Annotated in this window: 15 protein-coding genes; 8 read left to right on the top strand and 7 right to left on the bottom strand. The window is 35.8% G+C overall.

Features of this window, described 5'->3' with window-relative positions:
• Nucleotides 1-51: 51 nt before the first annotated feature.
• From NHF50_RS15130 to truA, 3 genes are read right to left on the bottom strand one after another with little or no spacing between them, the layout of a single operon-like run.
• On the bottom strand, nucleotides 52-1,800 hold the full coding sequence (locus NHF50_RS15130) for an ABC transporter ATP-binding protein (RefSeq protein WP_252777219.1): 1,749 nt from the start codon (nucleotides 1,798-1,800) through the stop codon (nucleotides 52-54).
• A 31-nt stretch (nucleotides 1,801-1,831) separates the two neighbouring features.
• The gene (locus NHF50_RS15125; RefSeq protein WP_252777217.1) at nucleotides 1,832-2,557 is read right to left on the bottom strand and encodes an acetolactate decarboxylase; all 726 of its coding nucleotides are present in this window, start codon (nucleotides 2,555-2,557) and stop codon (nucleotides 1,832-1,834) included.
• Between the two features lie 22 nt (nucleotides 2,558-2,579).
• Nucleotides 2,580-3,326 carry a tRNA pseudouridine(38-40) synthase TruA gene (gene truA / locus NHF50_RS15120; protein ID WP_252777215.1) on the bottom strand — a complete coding sequence of 249 codons (747 nt, stop codon included), beginning with the start codon at nucleotides 3,324-3,326 and terminating at the stop codon, nucleotides 2,580-2,582.
• Between the two features lie 134 nt (nucleotides 3,327-3,460).
• Between truA and NHF50_RS15115 the strand changes: the two genes are divergently transcribed.
• On the top strand, nucleotides 3,461-3,967 hold the full coding sequence (locus NHF50_RS15115) for a metallophosphoesterase (RefSeq protein WP_109570431.1): 507 nt from the start codon (nucleotides 3,461-3,463) through the stop codon (nucleotides 3,965-3,967).
• Here the strand turns inward: NHF50_RS15115 and NHF50_RS15110 are convergent.
• Nucleotides 3,960-4,817 carry an alpha/beta fold hydrolase gene (locus NHF50_RS15110; protein ID WP_252777213.1) on the bottom strand — a complete coding sequence of 286 codons (858 nt, stop codon included), beginning with the start codon at nucleotides 4,815-4,817 and terminating at the stop codon, nucleotides 3,960-3,962. The genes NHF50_RS15115 and NHF50_RS15110 overlap by 8 nt on opposite strands.
• Before the next feature lie 149 nt (nucleotides 4,818-4,966).
• Here NHF50_RS15110 and NHF50_RS15105 point away from each other — a divergent pair, with 149 nt between their 5' ends.
• The 7 genes from NHF50_RS15105 to NHF50_RS15075 all read left to right on the top strand — a co-directional run bounded on the left by NHF50_RS15105 (nucleotide 4,967) and on the right by NHF50_RS15075 (nucleotide 13,048).
• Nucleotides 4,967-5,785, top strand: coding sequence for a M48 family metallopeptidase (locus NHF50_RS15105; protein ID WP_252777211.1), 819 nt, complete (start codon nucleotides 4,967-4,969; stop codon nucleotides 5,783-5,785).
• Between the two features lie 56 nt (nucleotides 5,786-5,841).
• Nucleotides 5,842-7,131, top strand: coding sequence for an MFS transporter (locus tag NHF50_RS15100; RefSeq protein ID WP_109570428.1), 1,290 nt, complete (start codon nucleotides 5,842-5,844; stop codon nucleotides 7,129-7,131).
• Between the two features lie 43 nt (nucleotides 7,132-7,174).
• On the top strand, nucleotides 7,175-7,963 hold the full coding sequence (locus tag NHF50_RS15095; RefSeq protein ID WP_252777210.1) for a hypothetical protein: 789 nt from the start codon (nucleotides 7,175-7,177) through the stop codon (nucleotides 7,961-7,963).
• Nucleotides 7,964-8,151: 188 nt separating this feature from the next.
• Nucleotides 8,152-10,602 carry an endopeptidase La gene (gene lon, locus NHF50_RS15090; protein ID WP_252777209.1) on the top strand — a complete coding sequence of 817 codons (2,451 nt, stop codon included), beginning with the start codon at nucleotides 8,152-8,154 and terminating at the stop codon, nucleotides 10,600-10,602.
• A 111-nt stretch (nucleotides 10,603-10,713) separates the two neighbouring features.
• Nucleotides 10,714-11,739 carry a type IX secretion system protein PorQ gene (porQ, locus tag NHF50_RS15085; RefSeq protein ID WP_109570425.1) on the top strand — a complete coding sequence of 342 codons (1,026 nt, stop codon included), beginning with the start codon at nucleotides 10,714-10,716 and terminating at the stop codon, nucleotides 11,737-11,739.
• Between the two features lie 10 nt (nucleotides 11,740-11,749).
• Nucleotides 11,750-12,394 (top strand): pyridoxamine 5'-phosphate oxidase, encoded by a 645-nt coding sequence (gene pdxH / locus NHF50_RS15080; protein ID WP_252777208.1) that lies wholly within the window; start codon nucleotides 11,750-11,752, stop codon nucleotides 12,392-12,394.
• Nucleotides 12,395-12,550: 156 nt separating this feature from the next.
• Nucleotides 12,551-13,048, top strand: coding sequence for a CAP domain-containing protein (locus tag NHF50_RS15075; protein WP_308219324.1), 498 nt, complete (start codon nucleotides 12,551-12,553; stop codon nucleotides 13,046-13,048).
• Nucleotides 13,049-13,101: 53 nt separating this feature from the next.
• Here NHF50_RS15075 and NHF50_RS15070 read toward each other — a convergent pair whose 3' ends face one another.
• The 3 genes from NHF50_RS15070 to NHF50_RS15060 form a co-directional block, all read right to left on the bottom strand.
• Nucleotides 13,102-15,015, bottom strand: coding sequence for an OmpA family protein (locus NHF50_RS15070; RefSeq protein ID WP_252777207.1), 1,914 nt, complete (start codon nucleotides 15,013-15,015; stop codon nucleotides 13,102-13,104).
• Nucleotides 15,016-15,026: 11 nt separating this feature from the next.
• Entirely contained in the window at nucleotides 15,027-15,935 is a 909-nt protein-coding gene (locus NHF50_RS15065) for a type IX secretion system membrane protein PorP/SprF (RefSeq protein WP_252777206.1), read from the bottom strand.
• Between the two features lie 35 nt (nucleotides 15,936-15,970).
• On the bottom strand, nucleotides 15,971-17,698 hold a 1,728-nt coding region (locus NHF50_RS15060), incomplete at its 5' end, for a gliding motility-associated C-terminal domain-containing protein (protein WP_252777205.1).

Below are 17,698 nucleotides of genomic sequence, written 5' to 3'. Positions count from 1 at the left end.
TATTTTTAATTCGTAATCGATTCCAATCGTTACCAATTGTTTTTGTTTTAATTATTGATTTAAAGCAAATTGAGCTTCGTATAAACCTTTGTAGATACCATCTGTAATTTTAAGTAATTCCTGATGTGTACCTTGTTCAACGATCTGACCTTTGTCCATAACGATGATCCTATTAGCATTGACAATAGTTGCCAAACGGTGGGCAATAACAATAGATGTTCTATCCTGAGTGATCTTTTCGGTAGCTTGCTGGATCAGTTCTTCCGAATAAGTATCAATAGAGGATGTGGCTTCATCCAAGATCAAAATACTCGGGTTAGAGACATAGGCTCTTAAAAAAGCGATCAATTGGCGTTGTCCGGAAGAAAGCATCACGCCACGTTCTTTTACATTATAATCGTAATTGTTCGGTAAACTCATGATAAAATCATGAACTCCTATTTTTTGCGCGGCGAGTATCACATCTTCTTTGGTAATCGAATCGTTGTATAATGTAATATTATTCAGAATGGTATCGGCAAACAAGAAAACATCCTGTAGCACCACACTGATTTGTTTTCTGAGGCTTTCTATGGTGTAATCCTGGATAGGGACGGAGTCAATTGCAATTTCTCCTGAATCTATCTCGTAGAAACGGTTCAGTAAATTAATGATAGTTGATTTTCCGGCACCTGTGCTTCCCACAATAGCAATGGTTTCTCCAGAATTTACCTCGAGATTGATCCCTTTCAGAATTTCTTCTCCTTTGATATAGCTGAAGCGAACGTCCTTAAGGCTGATATTACCTTCAAAGTGCCGGGCTTCAACAGTTCCGACGTTCTGTATGTGGCTTTCGGTCTCTAAAATTTCAAAAACTCTTTCGGCTGCAATAATTCCCATTTGCATAACATTGAATTTATCTGCAATTTGGCGCAACGGGTTAAAGAGCATGGTAATCAACATGGTGTAAGCAAAAAGATCACCGAATGAAGTGCCAGCATCACCATGGATAATTTCTTTTCCTCCGTACCATACAATAACCGCTAATGTAAAAGAGGAAACAATATCGGCAATAGGGAAGAAGATCGAGTTATATAAAATGTTTTTAAGCCAGGCTTTGTTGTGTTTGGCATTGATAACCTTAAATTTTTCATATTCAATTTGCTCCCGATTGAACAACTGTACGATTTTCATTCCGGTTAAACGTTCCTGAACAAACGTATTCAGATTAGCAACCTGATTGCGAACTTCATTAAAAGCCACTTTCATTTTTTGTTGGAAAATATGCGTAGCATAAACTAAGATCGGCATAGCCAAAAGAACGATCAAAGTAAGTTGCCAGTTCATATAAAACATGATCCCGATGATAACGATCATCTTCAATACATCACTCACGATCATGAATAAACCCTGACTGAAGATACTTGCAATGGATTCGATATCTGAAACGGTTCGGGTAACAAGTTTTCCTACCGGTTCTTTATCAAAATATTGCAATCGGAACGAAGTAATATGTTTGAATAATTTATCTCGAATGTCTTTTATAATATCCTGTCCTAACCAATTTGCCCAATAGGTAAAATAAAATTGGGAAACAACCTCAAAGAGAAGAACTGTTGCCATGATGATAACATAGATCAACAAGCCCGTACTATCGTGTGTACTCAGGTATTTATCAACAGTTTGTTTTAACAAATAAGGGCGTGCAGCAGCGAAAACAGAAAGTAAAATAGCCCAGACAATAACCCAATTAAACCTTTTTTGATACGGTTTGGCATATTGCATTACTTTTTTTAATGATTTGGAACGAATCGGATTCATGTAATAGCTATTTCTTAATTTTTAACTCAATTTAGTTTTTGGGCAAATATAACGTCATGGTATTGATTTCTATGTCATCTAAATGCCCCATTTTACTTTCGTCTTCTGTAATTAAATGCATGTGTAAATAGGAATCGTGATGTGTAAAGATACCTTTGTGTTCAGTAGAGAAAAATCCAATGATATCACTGGTTGTATTTTCCAGTTCATACTTAACCTGTCCTTTATGGGCATCATCCGGAGAGGCAACCTGAGTTCCTTCCGGTAAATTCTGAATATGAATGACCGCTTTTGAAACAGTACCTTTTAATTTAAAGGCAAAAGGACGTTTCTTTTCTCCGGTTCTTTCCTCAATGAATTGTTCCAGTTCCGGGATGGTTTTGATCGTTGAAGGCAATTCAATTTCATTCCATTCACTTACATTAGCATAAACAAAAAATGGCGCAGAAACATCAAACTTTTTTTCGACAGTCATAGTTGAATCGGATGTAACCTCAGAAACATAACAGATTCCGTTGTTGATCAGCAATTCTCCTTTCAGATAACTTTCCGGGCCAAGTCCGTAAAGCCCTTTTTTATCGGAAATAGTATCTAAACTGATGCGACCTTCTAGTTCTCCTTTCCACATGACATTTTTCATCGTACCTACAACATGGATGTCAGAAACTGTTTTTTTAAGAGTTTCTTCTTTATTGGTTGTATTACAGCTTGTTATACAGATGGCAAATAAGCCTGTTATTATTTTTTTTATCGTCATATTTTGTTCTAACATCTTCTAATTACTGTCCGCTCTCTATATAAGGATAGGCTACTTTTACTAAATATAAACCATGAGCCGGAACAGAAAAACCGGCTTTACTTCGATTTTTACTTTCTATAATAGCCCTGAAATCGTTCAGTGAAATTTTTCCTAAACCTATAGTCACCATTGTGCCGACAATTGCTCTGACCATATTGCGCAAAAAACGGTCTGCTGAAATGGTAAAGATCAATTCATTACCTTTTTGTTGCCAATGAGCTTCATAAATTTTACAATTAAAGGTGTGAACATCAGTATTTACTTTTGAGAAACATTCAAAATCAATGTATTCAAATAAAATCTGACAAGCAGCATTCATCTGATCTACATCTAATTCCTGGTAATGATACCAGCTCAGATCAGAAATAAATGCATCTTTAAACGTATGGATGTAATATTCATACGTTCGCTTTGTAGCATCAAAACGAGCATGAGCCTCATCATGTACTTTTATAAAGTCATAGATCACAATATCTTTCGGTAAAAAAGAGTTCAGTTTTTTGACTAAGACAGGAACGTCAATTTCTCCGTCATAATCAAAATGTGCAAACATCTCTTTAGCGTGAACACCACTGTCTGTTCTGCCGGCTCCGACTATTTCAACAGTCTGCTTCATCAGTAAACTCAAAGCTTTTTCCAGTGTTTCCTGTACTGAAACGGCATTGGGTTGTATTTGATAACCAAAATAATTTTTTCCGTTATAAGCAAATTTGATGAAGTATCTCAATGGCGGTTATTTTTTCAGAAAAGCAAATTTAAAAAGAAAATATGGTTTGATCGCTTTTTTTAAGTTTTGTTTACCAAAAGGAAATAAATAAGTGCTTGAAAGTATCACGTTAAAACAAATTGTATTTTTGTTGCATGAAAAAAATACTTCTTTTGTCAGATACGCACGGTTATATTGACGATGCCATTCTAAAATATGTGAAACAAGCAGACGAAGTATGGCATGCAGGAGATATCGGAGATTTAACGGTAACGGATACCATACAGAAGTTAAAACCGTTACGGGCGGTGTACGGGAATATTGATGATGCACAGGCTCGATTAGAGTTTCCGTTAAACAACCGTTTTATGTGTGAGGAAGTGGATGTGTGGATCACCCATATCGGAGGGTATCCGGACAAATACAATATTAGTGTAAGAGAAGAATTAAGACGTAATCCGCCGGATCTTTTTATTTGCGGGCACTCTCATATCCTAAAAGTACAATACGATCAGAAACTGAAACTCTTACACATGAATCCCGGTGCTGCCGGAAAGCACGGATTTCATCATGTACGAACCATGTTGCGTTTTGAAATTGACGGAAAAAAGATCGAAAAACTGGAAGTCGTTGAATTAGGACTTCGCGCCTCGATCAGTTAGCCAGAAATTGAAGTAAGGTTTCAATAACTTTTTTATCACCTAATATTTTTCGATGTCCTAAGCCTTCGGTTAGGTACAAGCTTCCTTGTTTCAGATGTTTTACGATATTTTCAGAGGCACGATAAGGAACATCTTCATCATCTTTGTCGTGAATGACTAAAACCGGAACGGAAACAGCTTCGGCAGCTACATATCCTGAATAGGATTCCATATCGCCGTTTAGTTCGTTTTCAAAGGCCTCTTTCATTTTTTGGACATAAATAGCTTTCAGTTTTAATTTCCCGATAAAATCTTTTAAAATATCTGTCACACTATCGCCGCTACCTATAATAACTGCTTTCTTAACCTGTAATCCCTGTTTAATAGAATTAAGAACAGTCATGCCTCCTAAGGAATGCCCGATAGCAAATTCAAACGGGCCGTAGTGTTTTTCAATTTCCATGACAGAGGCAATAAAATCAGTCATTAAAGTTGTACTACCACTTGATTTTCCGTGCGCCGGTGCGTCAAAACTAATTGTTTGGTAACCCAAATCAATCAAAGCATCTGCAATTTTAACCAATTGAGTTCCTCTGCCGGACCAACCATGAACTAATAAAACTTTTTTATCGCTTTTGCCATATTCATACACCATCACTTCTTTACCTATTTCAGGAATTTTCAACAGTTTTTGAATGGTGTTTTCTTCCATTTCAAATTCTCTTTTCGGTATTTTATGTTTTAAAGGAGTAGCAAATAATTTTTGGGCAAACTTTACGGTTAGGTCAGAAGAAAGTTTCTGAAGAACTTTAGCGGTTAATAAAATACCTTTTGGAATATTAGTATTGGCACTTTTTTTGTTATGTTTCATTTCGATTAGTAATTTGGTCAAAACAAAAATACAATTAAAAAGAAGGATTGTCAGTCTATTAAGATTTTTTTAAGAACTCCTTTTGTAAGATTTGTAAAGCTTGTTTAAATTTGTATTGAAATTATAAAAATGACACTAAATAAAATTCTATGAATCTAAAAGTAAAATTAGTTTTAATGGCTTTACTGGGTTTAGTAATGGCCTGTTCTAAAAACCCCTTTACCGGTAAAAACTCATTAGCATTAGTGCCTAATAGTCAGATACTTCCGATGGCATTTCAGCAATACGATCAATTTTTATCTGAAAACAAAGTAATTACTGGAACAACAGAAGCAAAACGTGTTGAGAATGTTGGTCGTAAAATTAAAACGGCAGCAGAAAGATGGTTAAATGCACATGGCTATACGGGGTATCTGGATGGTTATGAGTGGGATTATAAATTAGTAGATAGCAAAGAGGTTAATGCCTGGTGTATGCCAGGAGGTAAAATTGTGGTGTATTCAGGGATTTTACCGGTTTGTAAGGATGATGCCGGTTTAGCGACTGTTTTAGGACACGAAGTAGCACATGCGTTAGCCAATCACGGGCAACAACGAATGAGTGCAGGTGTATTGCAACAAGCCGGAGCAGCCGGAGTAGCTATAGCTACTGGAAATAAAAGTGCCGAAGAGCAACAGTTGTGGATGACAGCTTACGGAGCAGGAAGCCAATACGGAGCAATGTTACCTTTTAGTCGTGCACATGAAAGTGAAGCAGATATGATCGGTTTAACATTGATGGCAATTGCAGGATACAATCCGGATACAGCTGTAACTTTCTGGGAAAGAATGGCTGCTGAGTCAGGAGGATCAGCACCACCGGAATTTATGAGTACGCACCCTAGCAATCAAACGCGTATTGATAACATTAAAAGCTTGATACCGGAAGCTAAGAAAGAAGCCGCAGCTTTTGGCGTTACATTCAAATAATATTTTATAAATCAATTTCAAATCCCGATATTAGTCGGGATTTTTTATTGATACTCATGAGAACACTAGAAAAAGGAAGCCCTAAGTTATTGAATGCTTGGGCATTTTATGATTGGGCTAATTCAGTTTATGCCTTAGTAATTTCATCCTCAATTTTTCCTTTATATTACGGAGCCTTGTTCCGTATAAAAGGTATTGAAGAAATTACGGTTTTTAATCAATCTGTACGAAGTGAATCTTTGATCAGTTATACCACAGCTATCGGATTCATTATTATTGCAATTATTTCACCGTTACTTTCAGGTATAGCCGATTATTTGGGGAATAAAAAATTCTTTTTAAAATTTTTCTGTTATATGGGATCAATTTCCTGTATGTTGCTTTATTTCTTTTCGTTAGATACTATTGTATTGGGACTCTTCATTTATATGTTAGCACTAATAGGTTTTTGGGGAAGTCTGGTTTTCTACAATTCGTATTTGCCTGATATTGCTTATGTAGAACAACAAGATAGAATCAGCGCAAAAGGTTTTGGGATGGGCTATATAGGAAGTGTGGTTTTATTGATTCTTAATTTAATCATGGTGATGAGTGTTCCTGATGAAGAAAAAACGCAAATGATGCGCTATTCTTTTGTTTTAGTAGGGCTTTGGTGGATAGGATTCAGTCAGTATACCTATTATTATTTGCCTAATGGAAAAAACAGTAATAAACTTCATCGAAATACATTCTTTAACGGATTCAGGGAATTGTTAAAAGTTTGGCAACAATTAAAAGAGATCAGACCGTTAAAACGATATTTAGGAGCATTTTTTGTATACAGTATGGCTGTTCAGACCGTTATGATCATAGCGGCTTATTTTGGTGAAAAAGAAGTTGAATGGGGAGGTGATGGTGAAAGAACTCAGGGATTAATTGTAAGTATATTACTGATTCAGCTTATAGCTGTTCTCGGTGCCTGGCTTACGTCAAAAGCTTCTAAAACATTCGGTAATATTATTACTCTGATCGGAATTAATTTTTTATGGATTTTGATCTGTGCGTATGCTTATTTTGTGGTTACACCTAGTGATTTTTATATTGCAGCCGCTTCTGTTGGTTTGGTTATGGGCGGAATACAGTCTCTTTCACGTTCCACCTATTCAAAATTAATTCCTGAAGATACAGCAGATACTACTTCCTTTTTTAGCTTTTATGATGTGGCTGAAAAAATAGGGATCGTGATCGGAATGTTTATTTATGGTTATGTAACAGATATTACCGGTAAAGCCCAAAATGCCATATTATTTTTGATCTTGTTTTTTATAGTTGGGCTAATTTTATTGACAAGAATACCCAAAAAGTAGAAAAAAAAAATTACATTTGAAACGTTTAAAAATTAACCCTAAAATGAAAAAAATAAAATTATTTACTTTTTTAACCGGATTATTTGCTATAACCGTTTTGTATTCTTGTGATACAGAACCAATTGATCCGGCCGTTTTACAATCAATTCCGGGAGATCCGGGAAATAATAATTCAACCGGAGGAGGTAACAACAATGGAGGTACAAATAATGGTGGGGGAACAAGCGGAGGCGGAACTTCAACAGGAGATTACTGGCCTACCACAATAGGAAATTGGTGGCAATTTGATCAAAACGGAACTGCTGCTGATCCTTTTGAAATAGTAGGAACAGATACTTTTAACGGAGCAACGTATTATAGATTTAATCCACAAAGTGGTTCAGGAACAACGGTTTTTGGTACAGCAACATTTTGGTTAAATAAAAACGGAGGAGCTTATACCATGAAAATTGATGATATTGTTATAGATGCTAATGGAATGTCCGGAGTTCAAACGGGTTATGAATATGTCGTTTTGAGAGATAATTTAAGTGTTAATGGAACATGGAACGGAAGTTATTCTCAAACCACAACTTATACTGGAATACCTGCAATTACTCAAAATGTAACATATACCGGAACTATTTTAGAAATTGGTGCTACAGAAACAGTTGACGGTGAGGTTTTTAATAATATTATAAAAGCTGAGATTGTACAAAATGTGAATGTATCCGGAATGATAACAATTATAACAACAGAATATTGGTTTGCTAAGGATATAGGTCCTGTTAAAGCTATATCTAGCGGTTTAGGAAATAATGTATCAATTTTAACGAGTTATGCAATAAACTAAGTGTCTGAAAGATTAAGATAGAAAAATCCCGAAGTTTTTACTTCGGGATTTTTTATTGGCATAAATCTTGTCATATAAAACTAAAAAAGTATAAATGGTAGCTCTAAACTATTGTAAATCTAAGTTTTACTGTTGAGGAGTTTTTATAGCTAACATTTTATAACTGACAAAATGACTTAATTATTATTATGCCAAATACAAAAATATTATCCTTAGACAATTTGTCACTTCAAGACATGCAAACCGATGCAGAATTGATTCCTTTATTGACTCCGGAAGATGAGGAGGAAATGAATAATGAATTATTGCCGAATGATTTGCCGATTTTACCACTACGGAACACAGTTCTGTTTCCGGGTGTGGTTATTCCTATTACTGCCGGAAGGGATAAATCGATAAAACTGATTAATGATGCAAATGCAACCGGAAAAGTGATCGGGGTAGTGGCTCAAAAGGATGAAGTTGTTGAAGAACCGACACCTAACGATATTTACCATATTGGTACAGTAGCTCGTATCATCAGAGTTTTAAAAATGCCTGATGGTAATACTACTGTGATCTTACAAGGTAAAAAACGCTTTGAGATAGATGCTTTTACGCAAGAAGAACCTTATTTAAAAGCAACTATAAAAGAGGTGCCTGAAGTTCGTCCGGAAAAAGAAGATCAGGAGTTTTCTACCATTATAGATTCAATTAAAGAATTAGCAATTGAAATCATAAAGGAAAGTCCGAATATTCCAACGGAAGCAACTTTTGCCATCAGAAATATTGAAAGTAATCCGTTCCTGATAAACTTTGTGTCTTCAAATATGAATTTGTCGGTTGTGGATAAGCAGAATTTACTTTCTGTACATAATCTGAAAGACAGAGCTTTGGAAACGTTGCGCTTCATGAATATGGAACTTCAAAAATTAGAATTAAAAAATGACATTCAGTCAAAAGTTCGTTTTGATTTAGATCAGCAGCAACGTGAATATTTCTTACAGCAGCAAATGAAAACCATCCAGGAAGAACTAGGAGGGGTTTCTCATGAGGCTGAAATAGAAGAAATGCGAGAGAAAGCAAAAGCTAAAAAATGGGATGAAAAAATAGCCAAGCATTTCGAAAAAGAAGTTTCTAAATTGCAACGTACCAATCCGAATTCTCCTGATTTCGGTATTCAGAGAAACTATTTAGAGGTTATGTTAGAATTGCCTTGGAGTGAATATACCAAAGATAATTTTGATTTAAAACGAGCTCAAAAAATTCTCGATCGGGATCATTATGGGTTGGAAGATGTTAAAAAGCGTATTGTTGAACATTTAGCAGTTTTAAAACTGCGCAACGATATGAAATCGCCTATTTTATGTTTATACGGACCTCCGGGAGTTGGTAAAACCTCGATCGGGAAATCAATTGCAGAAGCTCTTGGCAGAGAATATGTTCGTATGTCTCTAGGTGGTTTGAGAGATGAGGCTGAAATCCGTGGTCATAGAAAAACATATATAGGAGCTATGCCGGGAAGAATCATTCAGTCTATTAAAAAAGCAAAAACATCCAATCCGGTATTTGTGTTGGATGAAATTGATAAATTATCGTCGAGCCATAACGGAGACCCTTCTTCTGCTTTGTTAGAGGTATTAGATCCGGAACAAAATACAGAATTTCACGATAATTTCCTCGAAATAGGTTATGATCTGTCAAAAGTACTGTTCATTGCTACGTCCAATAGTTTATCAACCATACAGCCTGCTCTTCGCGACAGAATGGAGATCATTGAGATGTCGGGTTATACTATTGAAGAAAAAGTAGAGATCGCTAAGAACCACTTGTTACCGAAACAATTAAAAGAACACGGATTAACAGAAAAAGATTTACAGATCGGGAAACGACAATTAGAAAAAATCATTGTGGGCTATACCCGAGAATCCGGAGTACGTGGTTTGGAAAAGAAAATAGCGCAAATGGTTCGACATGCCGCAAAATCTATTGCTATGGAAGAACCCTATAATATCAAAGTTACAGACGAAGATATTCTTGAAGTATTAAAAGCACCTCGTTTAGAAAGAGATAAGTACGAAAATAATGAAACTGCAGGTGTGGTTACCGGTTTGGCATGGACTTCTGTAGGCGGAGATATCTTATTCATTGAATCGACGATTTCTAAAGGTAAAGGCGGTATGACCATGACCGGTAATTTAGGTACCGTAATGAAGGAATCAGTTACGATTGCTATGGAATATATTAAATCAAATGCTGAAGACCTTGGTATTACTCCTGAGATTTTAGAAAAATATAATATTCATATCCATGTTCCGGAAGGAGCAACACCTAAAGACGGACCTAGTGCCGGTATAGCAATGTTAACCTCTATGGTGTCCAGCTTTACACAAAAACGTGTGAAAAAAAGTCTGGCAATGACGGGTGAGATTACCTTGAGGGGCAAAGTATTGCCGGTAGGTGGTATCAAAGAGAAAATATTAGCGGCTAAGAGAGCAAATATCAAAGAGATTATTTTGTGCTCGGAAAACAAACGCGATATTGATGAAATTAAACCGGAATATTTAAAAGGTTTAACGTTCCACTATGTGGATACTATGAAAGAAGTTATTGATTTAGCAATAACCGATCAAAAAGCTAAAAATGCTAAAAAGCTTTAATTTTATACCTTCAACAAAATAAAATCCGGTTAAGTTTAATCGGATTTTATTTTTTATGTGTTGATATAATTTTATCTTCGCATTTGCGTTGTGCCATTATAGCTTTGCAAGATGTATAAAAAATATCAATTCTACTTATTACTTTTTATTACGTTTTCTACATATAGTCAAATAGGTGGCAAATACGTGTATCAATTTTTAAACTTATCTCAATCGCCACGTCAGGCAGCCTTAGGAGGAAAAACAGTAACAGTAGTTGATTATGATGTTAATCAGGCTGTGTATAACCCGGCAACTATTAATCCGGAAATGCATAATCGATTGGCTGTAAACTACGGAAGTTATTACGGAGAAGTGTCTTACGGTACAGCTGCTTATGCGTACACTTGGGATCGGCACGTTCAAACGTTTCATGCCAGTGCTACTTATGTAAACTACGGAACTTTTGAAGGGAGAGATGAAATGGGAAATCTCACAAGTGATTTTACCGGAAGTGAAGCAGCATTGTCCTTTGGCTATGCCTATAATATACCGTGGACGGATATGTATATTGGAACCAATGTAAAATTGATTTCTTCGACTTTAGAGAGTTACAATTCCTGGGGAGCTGCAACTGATCTGGGCTTTTTGTATATTGATGAAAAAAATGACATCAATTACGGTATTGCCGTTCGTAATCTTGGGTTTCAAATCAAACCTTACGCAGATACCCGTGAAAAGCTTCCTCTTGCCATTGATGCCGGAATTTCTCAATTGATGGAACATGTACCGATCAGATGGCACGTTACCATGGAAAATCTACAAGAATGGAACATTGCTTTTTCTAATCCCAATAGAGCAGAGACAAGTTTAGACGGGGAAACGCAAGAAGAAAAAGTTTCATTTTTCAATAATGCACTTCGTCACTTAATTTTAGGTGCTGAGCTTTTTCCGGAAAAGGGATTTAATATTCGCTTAGGATACAATTTTAGAAGAGGAGAAGAGCTACGGATCGTGGATCAGAGAAATTTTTCAGGTATTTCTGTCGGGGTCGGAATCCGTTTCGGAAAAATAAAATTTGATTATTCTTACTCTCGCTATACTTTGGCGGCCAATACAAGTTTGTTTGGTTTAATGATCAATTTAGATAACGAATAAATTTTACAACATGTCAGATTTAAGTAATTACCGTAAATCGTACGAAAAGAGCGAATTACAGGAAAGTAATATACCGGAAGATCCTATTAATTTATTTCACCGTTGGTTTTATGAAGTAGAAGAATTCGGCGGAGTTGATGAAGTAAATGCAATGACGGTTTCGACCATAGGACTGGATGGTTTTCCGAAAGCCAGAGTAGTGCTTTTAAAAAAATTTAATGAAGAAGGTTTTGTTTTTTATACGAATTACAATTCAGAAAAAGGAAAAGCAATACAGCAGAATCCGAATATTTGTCTTTCTTTTTTTTGGCATTCTATGGAACGTCAGGTTATCATAAAAGGGATTGCAGAAAAAACATCTAAACTGGATTCGGACAATTATTTTGCTTCCCGTCCGGACGGAAGTAAACTTGGGGCTATTGTTTCACCACAAAGTGAAGTGATCCCAAACAGAGAATTTCTGGAAGATAAATTAAAAGAACTGGAAAAAGAATTTGAAGGGAAGGAGATTCCGAGACCTGAAAACTGGGGCGGGTTTTTAGTTCGTCCGGTTGAAGTTGAATTTTGGCAAGGCAGACCTAATCGTTTGCATGACAGAATACGCTACAGGTTGCTTGAAGATTATATATGGAAGATCGAGCGTTTGTCTTCTTAATCGTTGTAATGTTAAACAAATGTTAAAATATTAGGTATTTCATCGATTTTATTTGCTGAATATCGATTAGATACTATCTTTGTCTTGAAAATCAGTCATTTAATCGATGAATGATTGCTTTTTACGACAATTGACTAACATTTAATAACGCTAATGATGAAGATGAAGAGAAATGTTATTAACCTTTTTGCCCTTCTGTTTACAATTGTTTTAACCTCCTGTAGTGCCGAGAGTGTAGAGGATAGCATAACCACTACAGAGACCCAAAAAAATTACAGCCATTCTAATGAAGAATTAGAAGTGCTGGATTTAATTAATACTTATCGAGTTAACCAAGGGTTAACTCCTTTAAGTATTATTGAGCACATTTCCTACAAATCCAATGAGCATAATAATTATATGGTTTCTGTCAACGCAGTGAATCATGATGGCTTTGAGCAGAGAAAAGTAAACTTTGAAAATGTATTAGGAGCTTATAGAGTAGGAGAGAATGTCGCATTCGGTTATTCATCACCACAATCGGTTGTAAATGCCTGGATTGCCAGTTCCGGTCACCTTAGTAATATTGAAGGAGATTATACACATTTTGGTATTTCAATTACTTTAGATGCTGAAGGACAAAAATATTACACAAATATGTTCATAAAAAAATAACCCCTACTGCAATAGGGGTTATCCAATGAATTAGAGTGTAGAGGTTAGAATAACTAATTCATTTTGGTAACAATAAATTCACTTCTTCTGTTTTTCTGGTGCTCTTCTTCACTACAAGGAACACCGTCTGAGCAACCGTTAACTAATTCTGTTTCACCATAACCTTTAGCGGTCAATCTACGTCTTTCAATTCCGTTTTTAACCATAAATTCCAGAGTAGATTTCGCTCTTTTATCACTCAAAATTTCATTGTAGCGATGAGTCTGTCTACTATCAGTGTGAGAGCGAATGGCAACTTCCATATCAGGATATTGCTTCATAACCTCTACTATTTTTTGTAAATCTTTAGCAGCATCAGGTCGAATATTCCATTTATCCAGATCAAAATAAATGATACTGATGTCAAATATTTTGGCAAGATCAGTTCCCTCTTCTACAGGGAATACATTTCTTTTTAAAGCAAAATTGGCTTCTGTTTTACCATCTTTTTCTGCAGTAGCGATCATTCTTTCAGAAGTTTCATATTCTTCTTTTGATACTCTTACATTATATTTTGTTTGGCAATCCAGATTGGTAAACTCATAATATGCTTTGTCATTAGCTGTTGTTTCCGACAATTTATTCATATTTTCATCAAAGATGATGACGCTTGATCCCGGAAGTAATTCATCCGTATCAATATCTGTTACAATACCATAGATAGTTTGCTGGCAATAAGCAAAGGAATAAATGTCATCATAACCTTTGCTACTTTCACGATTTGAAGTAAAATATCCTTTTTTATCTTTATCAATTATGAAAGCAAAGTCATCCATCGAACTGTTGATAGGTTTAGCAAGATTAATCGGAGTTTGGTATTCTCCGTCTTTCCATTTAGATTCAAAGATATCCAGACCACCTAAGCCCAATTGCCCATCTGAAGCAAAGAATAAATTATTATCGTCGTCTACGAACGGAAAACTTTCGCGTCCTTCGGTATTGATTACTTTTCCTAAATTTTCAGGTTTTCCGAAAGAATTACCATTGATACTTACCTTGTAAATATCTGAATTACCAAAGCCTCCCGGCATATCAGATGCAAAGAATAATGTTTTTTCGTCTTTGCTTAAAACCGGATGTGCCGTGCTGTAATTATCGCTATTGAAAGGCAATTCTTCAACGTTTTTCCATTCCCCATTCTCTAAAGTTGCTTTGTAAATTTTTACCAAGGTACTTTTATCTTCGTCTTTTCCTTTTTTACCGTTATTAAAGTTATTTCGGGTAAAATACATGGTTTTCCCGTCTTTAGTAAAAGTCGGAGAAGCTTCGTTAAATTTGGTATTTATTTCTTTAGAAAAGTTTTCAGGAGTAGAAAAACTTCCGTCTTCATTTCTGGAGACCGAATATAGATCCGTAAAGTTCTGATTGGTCCAATCGTGAATTTTATGATAAAGAGCTCCGTCCGTTCTGGCTGAAGTAAAAACGAATTCTTTCCCGAAAGGAGCTAAGCCGTAATCGGAATATTCAGAGTTCAGGTTAGTTGTGTCAATGGTATATTTTCCTGAATTTTTATCAATAATGTTCAGATAATCTTTATTTCTGGCATAACGTTTTCCTCTTGAATCATCAGTTTTTTCATTAAATACCTCCAAGTATTTATTTGCTTTTTTGTAGTCACCATTGGCTTTTAAAGCTTGGGAATATCTGAAATAATATTCAGGTTCAAGGTTTTTTTCGTCTAAAGCAAATAATTCACCATACCATTTAGCAGCCTGATCTAATTCGCCATTAAAGTAATAGGAATTACCGAGTTTTTTGAATAACTCAGGAGACTTGTATCCTTTATCAGCTACTTTTTCGTAAATGTCAATAGCATCTACGTATGAATAGTTTTTATACTTCTTGTCTGCCGTGTTTAACTGAGAGAGCTGTGCTTGTCCGGTTAAAAAGCAGCTTATCATAAATAATGTGATATATAGTGTTTTCATAATCAATCAATTTAGAAGAATCTCGGCGAAGTGATTCGGTTATTTTTAAAGATTTCAAATCGTAGAAAAATTTCATGGGAACCGGAGTTATAGTTCGACAGTTTTGTTGTCTCTCTATCATATCCGTAACCGACAAAGATTGAATTGGTAATCTGAAAACCTACAAGTCCACTTATGGCTGAATCCCAACGATAAGCAGCTCCGATAGTAAATTTATCATACAATAAAAAGTTGGCCGTAACATCTAATTGAAAAGGTGCGCCTTCTACCAGTTTCGTTAAAACGGCCGGTTTAAATTTTAAATTCGGATTGAATTCAAATACATGTCCGGCAATTGCATAGAAGTGCATTTTTTCTTTATTTACAGTAACATCGTTATCGTTGTAACGATTGGTTTCAAAAAAGTTGGGAACAGACAGACCGAAATATGTTTTATCGGAGAATAAATATAATCCGGCTCCTAAATTCGGTGAAACTGAATTGTTGAAATTTTGAAACTGAGGATCAGTCTGATGGTAAATATCCAGTTTATTAACGTCCAGATTGAAAAAATCAGCTGTTCCGCTTAACCCTACAGATAGTTTGTAGTTTTCAGAGATCTGAATAAAGTACGCTAAACTGGCTGTAATGGTATTTTCATCTGTAGGTCCTATTCGGTCATTAACAAATGATAATCCCAAACCGAAGTTTGAATCTCCCAGTGGAGTGTGTGCTGAAACGTTATTGGTTACCGGAGCTCCGTCTAATCCAACCCATTGTGTGCGGTGCAATAAAAACATGGTTAATGATTCTCTTGAACCGGCATAAGCTGGATTTACATTCAATGTATTGTACATATACTGTGTATATTGTGAATCTTGTTGACCTAAACACAAAAGAGGTAACAATACAGATAATATGATGATATATAGTGTTTTCATGATAATTTCTTTTTTGTTAATTATAGCTGTTCAGGTTAACGGGTTAAATATAAATACCCGGATAAATCGTTGGTTTGGTTTTCTTCATCTTTATATTTGATGATATAGAAATAAGTTCCGTCCGGTAAAAGTTCATTTTTGTTAAATGTACCTCTTCCGTCTGAATAACCGCTGAACGCAACCAATTGATTATCATAACCGCTTGCTTCGTAAACTAAGATACCCCAACGGTTGTAAATTTGAACCGTATTATCAGGATAACAATTGAGTCCGTCAATGAAGAATATATCATTATATCCGTCATTGTTAGGAGAAACAGCATTATAAACCTTAACCGAACATGCCGGCAATACCACACAATCATCATGTACATGCATATAGATTTCAAAAATCATCGGGCAATCATTATCCTCAAGTTCTACAATATATTGTAGGGTATAATATCCTACAGCTACATTTGTAGGATCAAAATAAGAACCGGATAATCCTCCTGAATTTGTTACTTCAATCCATTCCCCGTTTGTAGGTATTGAGCTTTCTAATATAGTAAATAAATCAATAGGTTCCTCTTCAATACAGATAGAGTAAGGAATTGCATCAAAAGGCTGACCTACAGTAACATTTACAGTTTGTGTAAAACTATCACTATTACCACAATCGTCATAATAAGTCCATTCTCTTACAATTACATATTCATAAATTGAAATGATAGTTGTCGTTTCATTATAAATAACATCTGCTACATTAGAACAATTATCACTGAACTCTAACTGCGGGATTTCCGGAACTTCATCACAATTTACTGATAATTCACTATCAACTTCAGTTACTAAAACTGGAGGTGTATTGTCAAATACAGTAATAGTCTGACTGTAAGAAGTTTCATTGCCACAATCGTCTGTAGCAGTCCAAGTTCTGATTAAAGTATATTCACCGGCACAATCGCCATTTGAAATAACTTCTTCATTTAGAGTTACTGTGGCTGTAGCCGAACAATTGTCTGTAGCCGAAATAGTTTCTGCTATAGGTACTTCATCACATTCAACAGTTATATTTGAAGGTAAAGTCGAACTAAATGCCGGAGCAGTAGTATCCTCAATGGTAAAGGTAGCGGAAGTGGAATTGGAATTACCACAATCATCTGTAGCGGTAAAAGTAACTAAAACCGAACCTGTAGCCCCGCAAAGATCGGATAGTGTCGTATAATCGTTCGACCAGGTTACATTAGAGCAATCATCGGAAGATGAAGCACCACCGTTAGCATTTAGCCAAGCCTGAAGTTGATTGGTATTTCCATTACCGTCACATTCCACCGTCATATCGTTAGCAACTGCATCGATAGTCGGCGCCGTAGTATCCTCAATGGTAAAGGTAGCGGAAGTGGAATTGGAATTACCACAATCATCTGTAACGGTAAAAGTAACGGTTACAGAACCTGTAGCCCCGCAAAGATCGGATAGTGTCGTATAATCGTTCGACCAGGTTACATTAGAGCAATCATCGGAAGATGAAGCACCACCGTTAGCATTTAGCCAAGCCTGAAGTTGATTGGTATTTCCATTACCGTCACATTCTACCGTCATATCGTTAGCAACTGCATCGATAGTCGGCGCCGTAGTATCCTCAATGGTAAAGGTAGCGGAAGTAGACGAACTGTTACCACAATCATCTGTAGCGGTAAAGGTTACTAAAACCGAACCTGTAGCCCCGCAAAGATCGGATAGTGTCGTATAATCGTTCGACCAGGTTACATTAGAGCAATC

The sequence above is a fragment of the Flavobacterium sp. NRK F10 genome (assembly GCF_024054235.1).
Lineage (GTDB): Bacteria > Bacteroidota > Bacteroidia > Flavobacteriales > Flavobacteriaceae > Flavobacterium > Flavobacterium sediminis.
The sequence above is the reverse complement of the archived record's forward strand: the minus strand, read 5'-3'. Positions and strand labels throughout refer to the sequence as shown.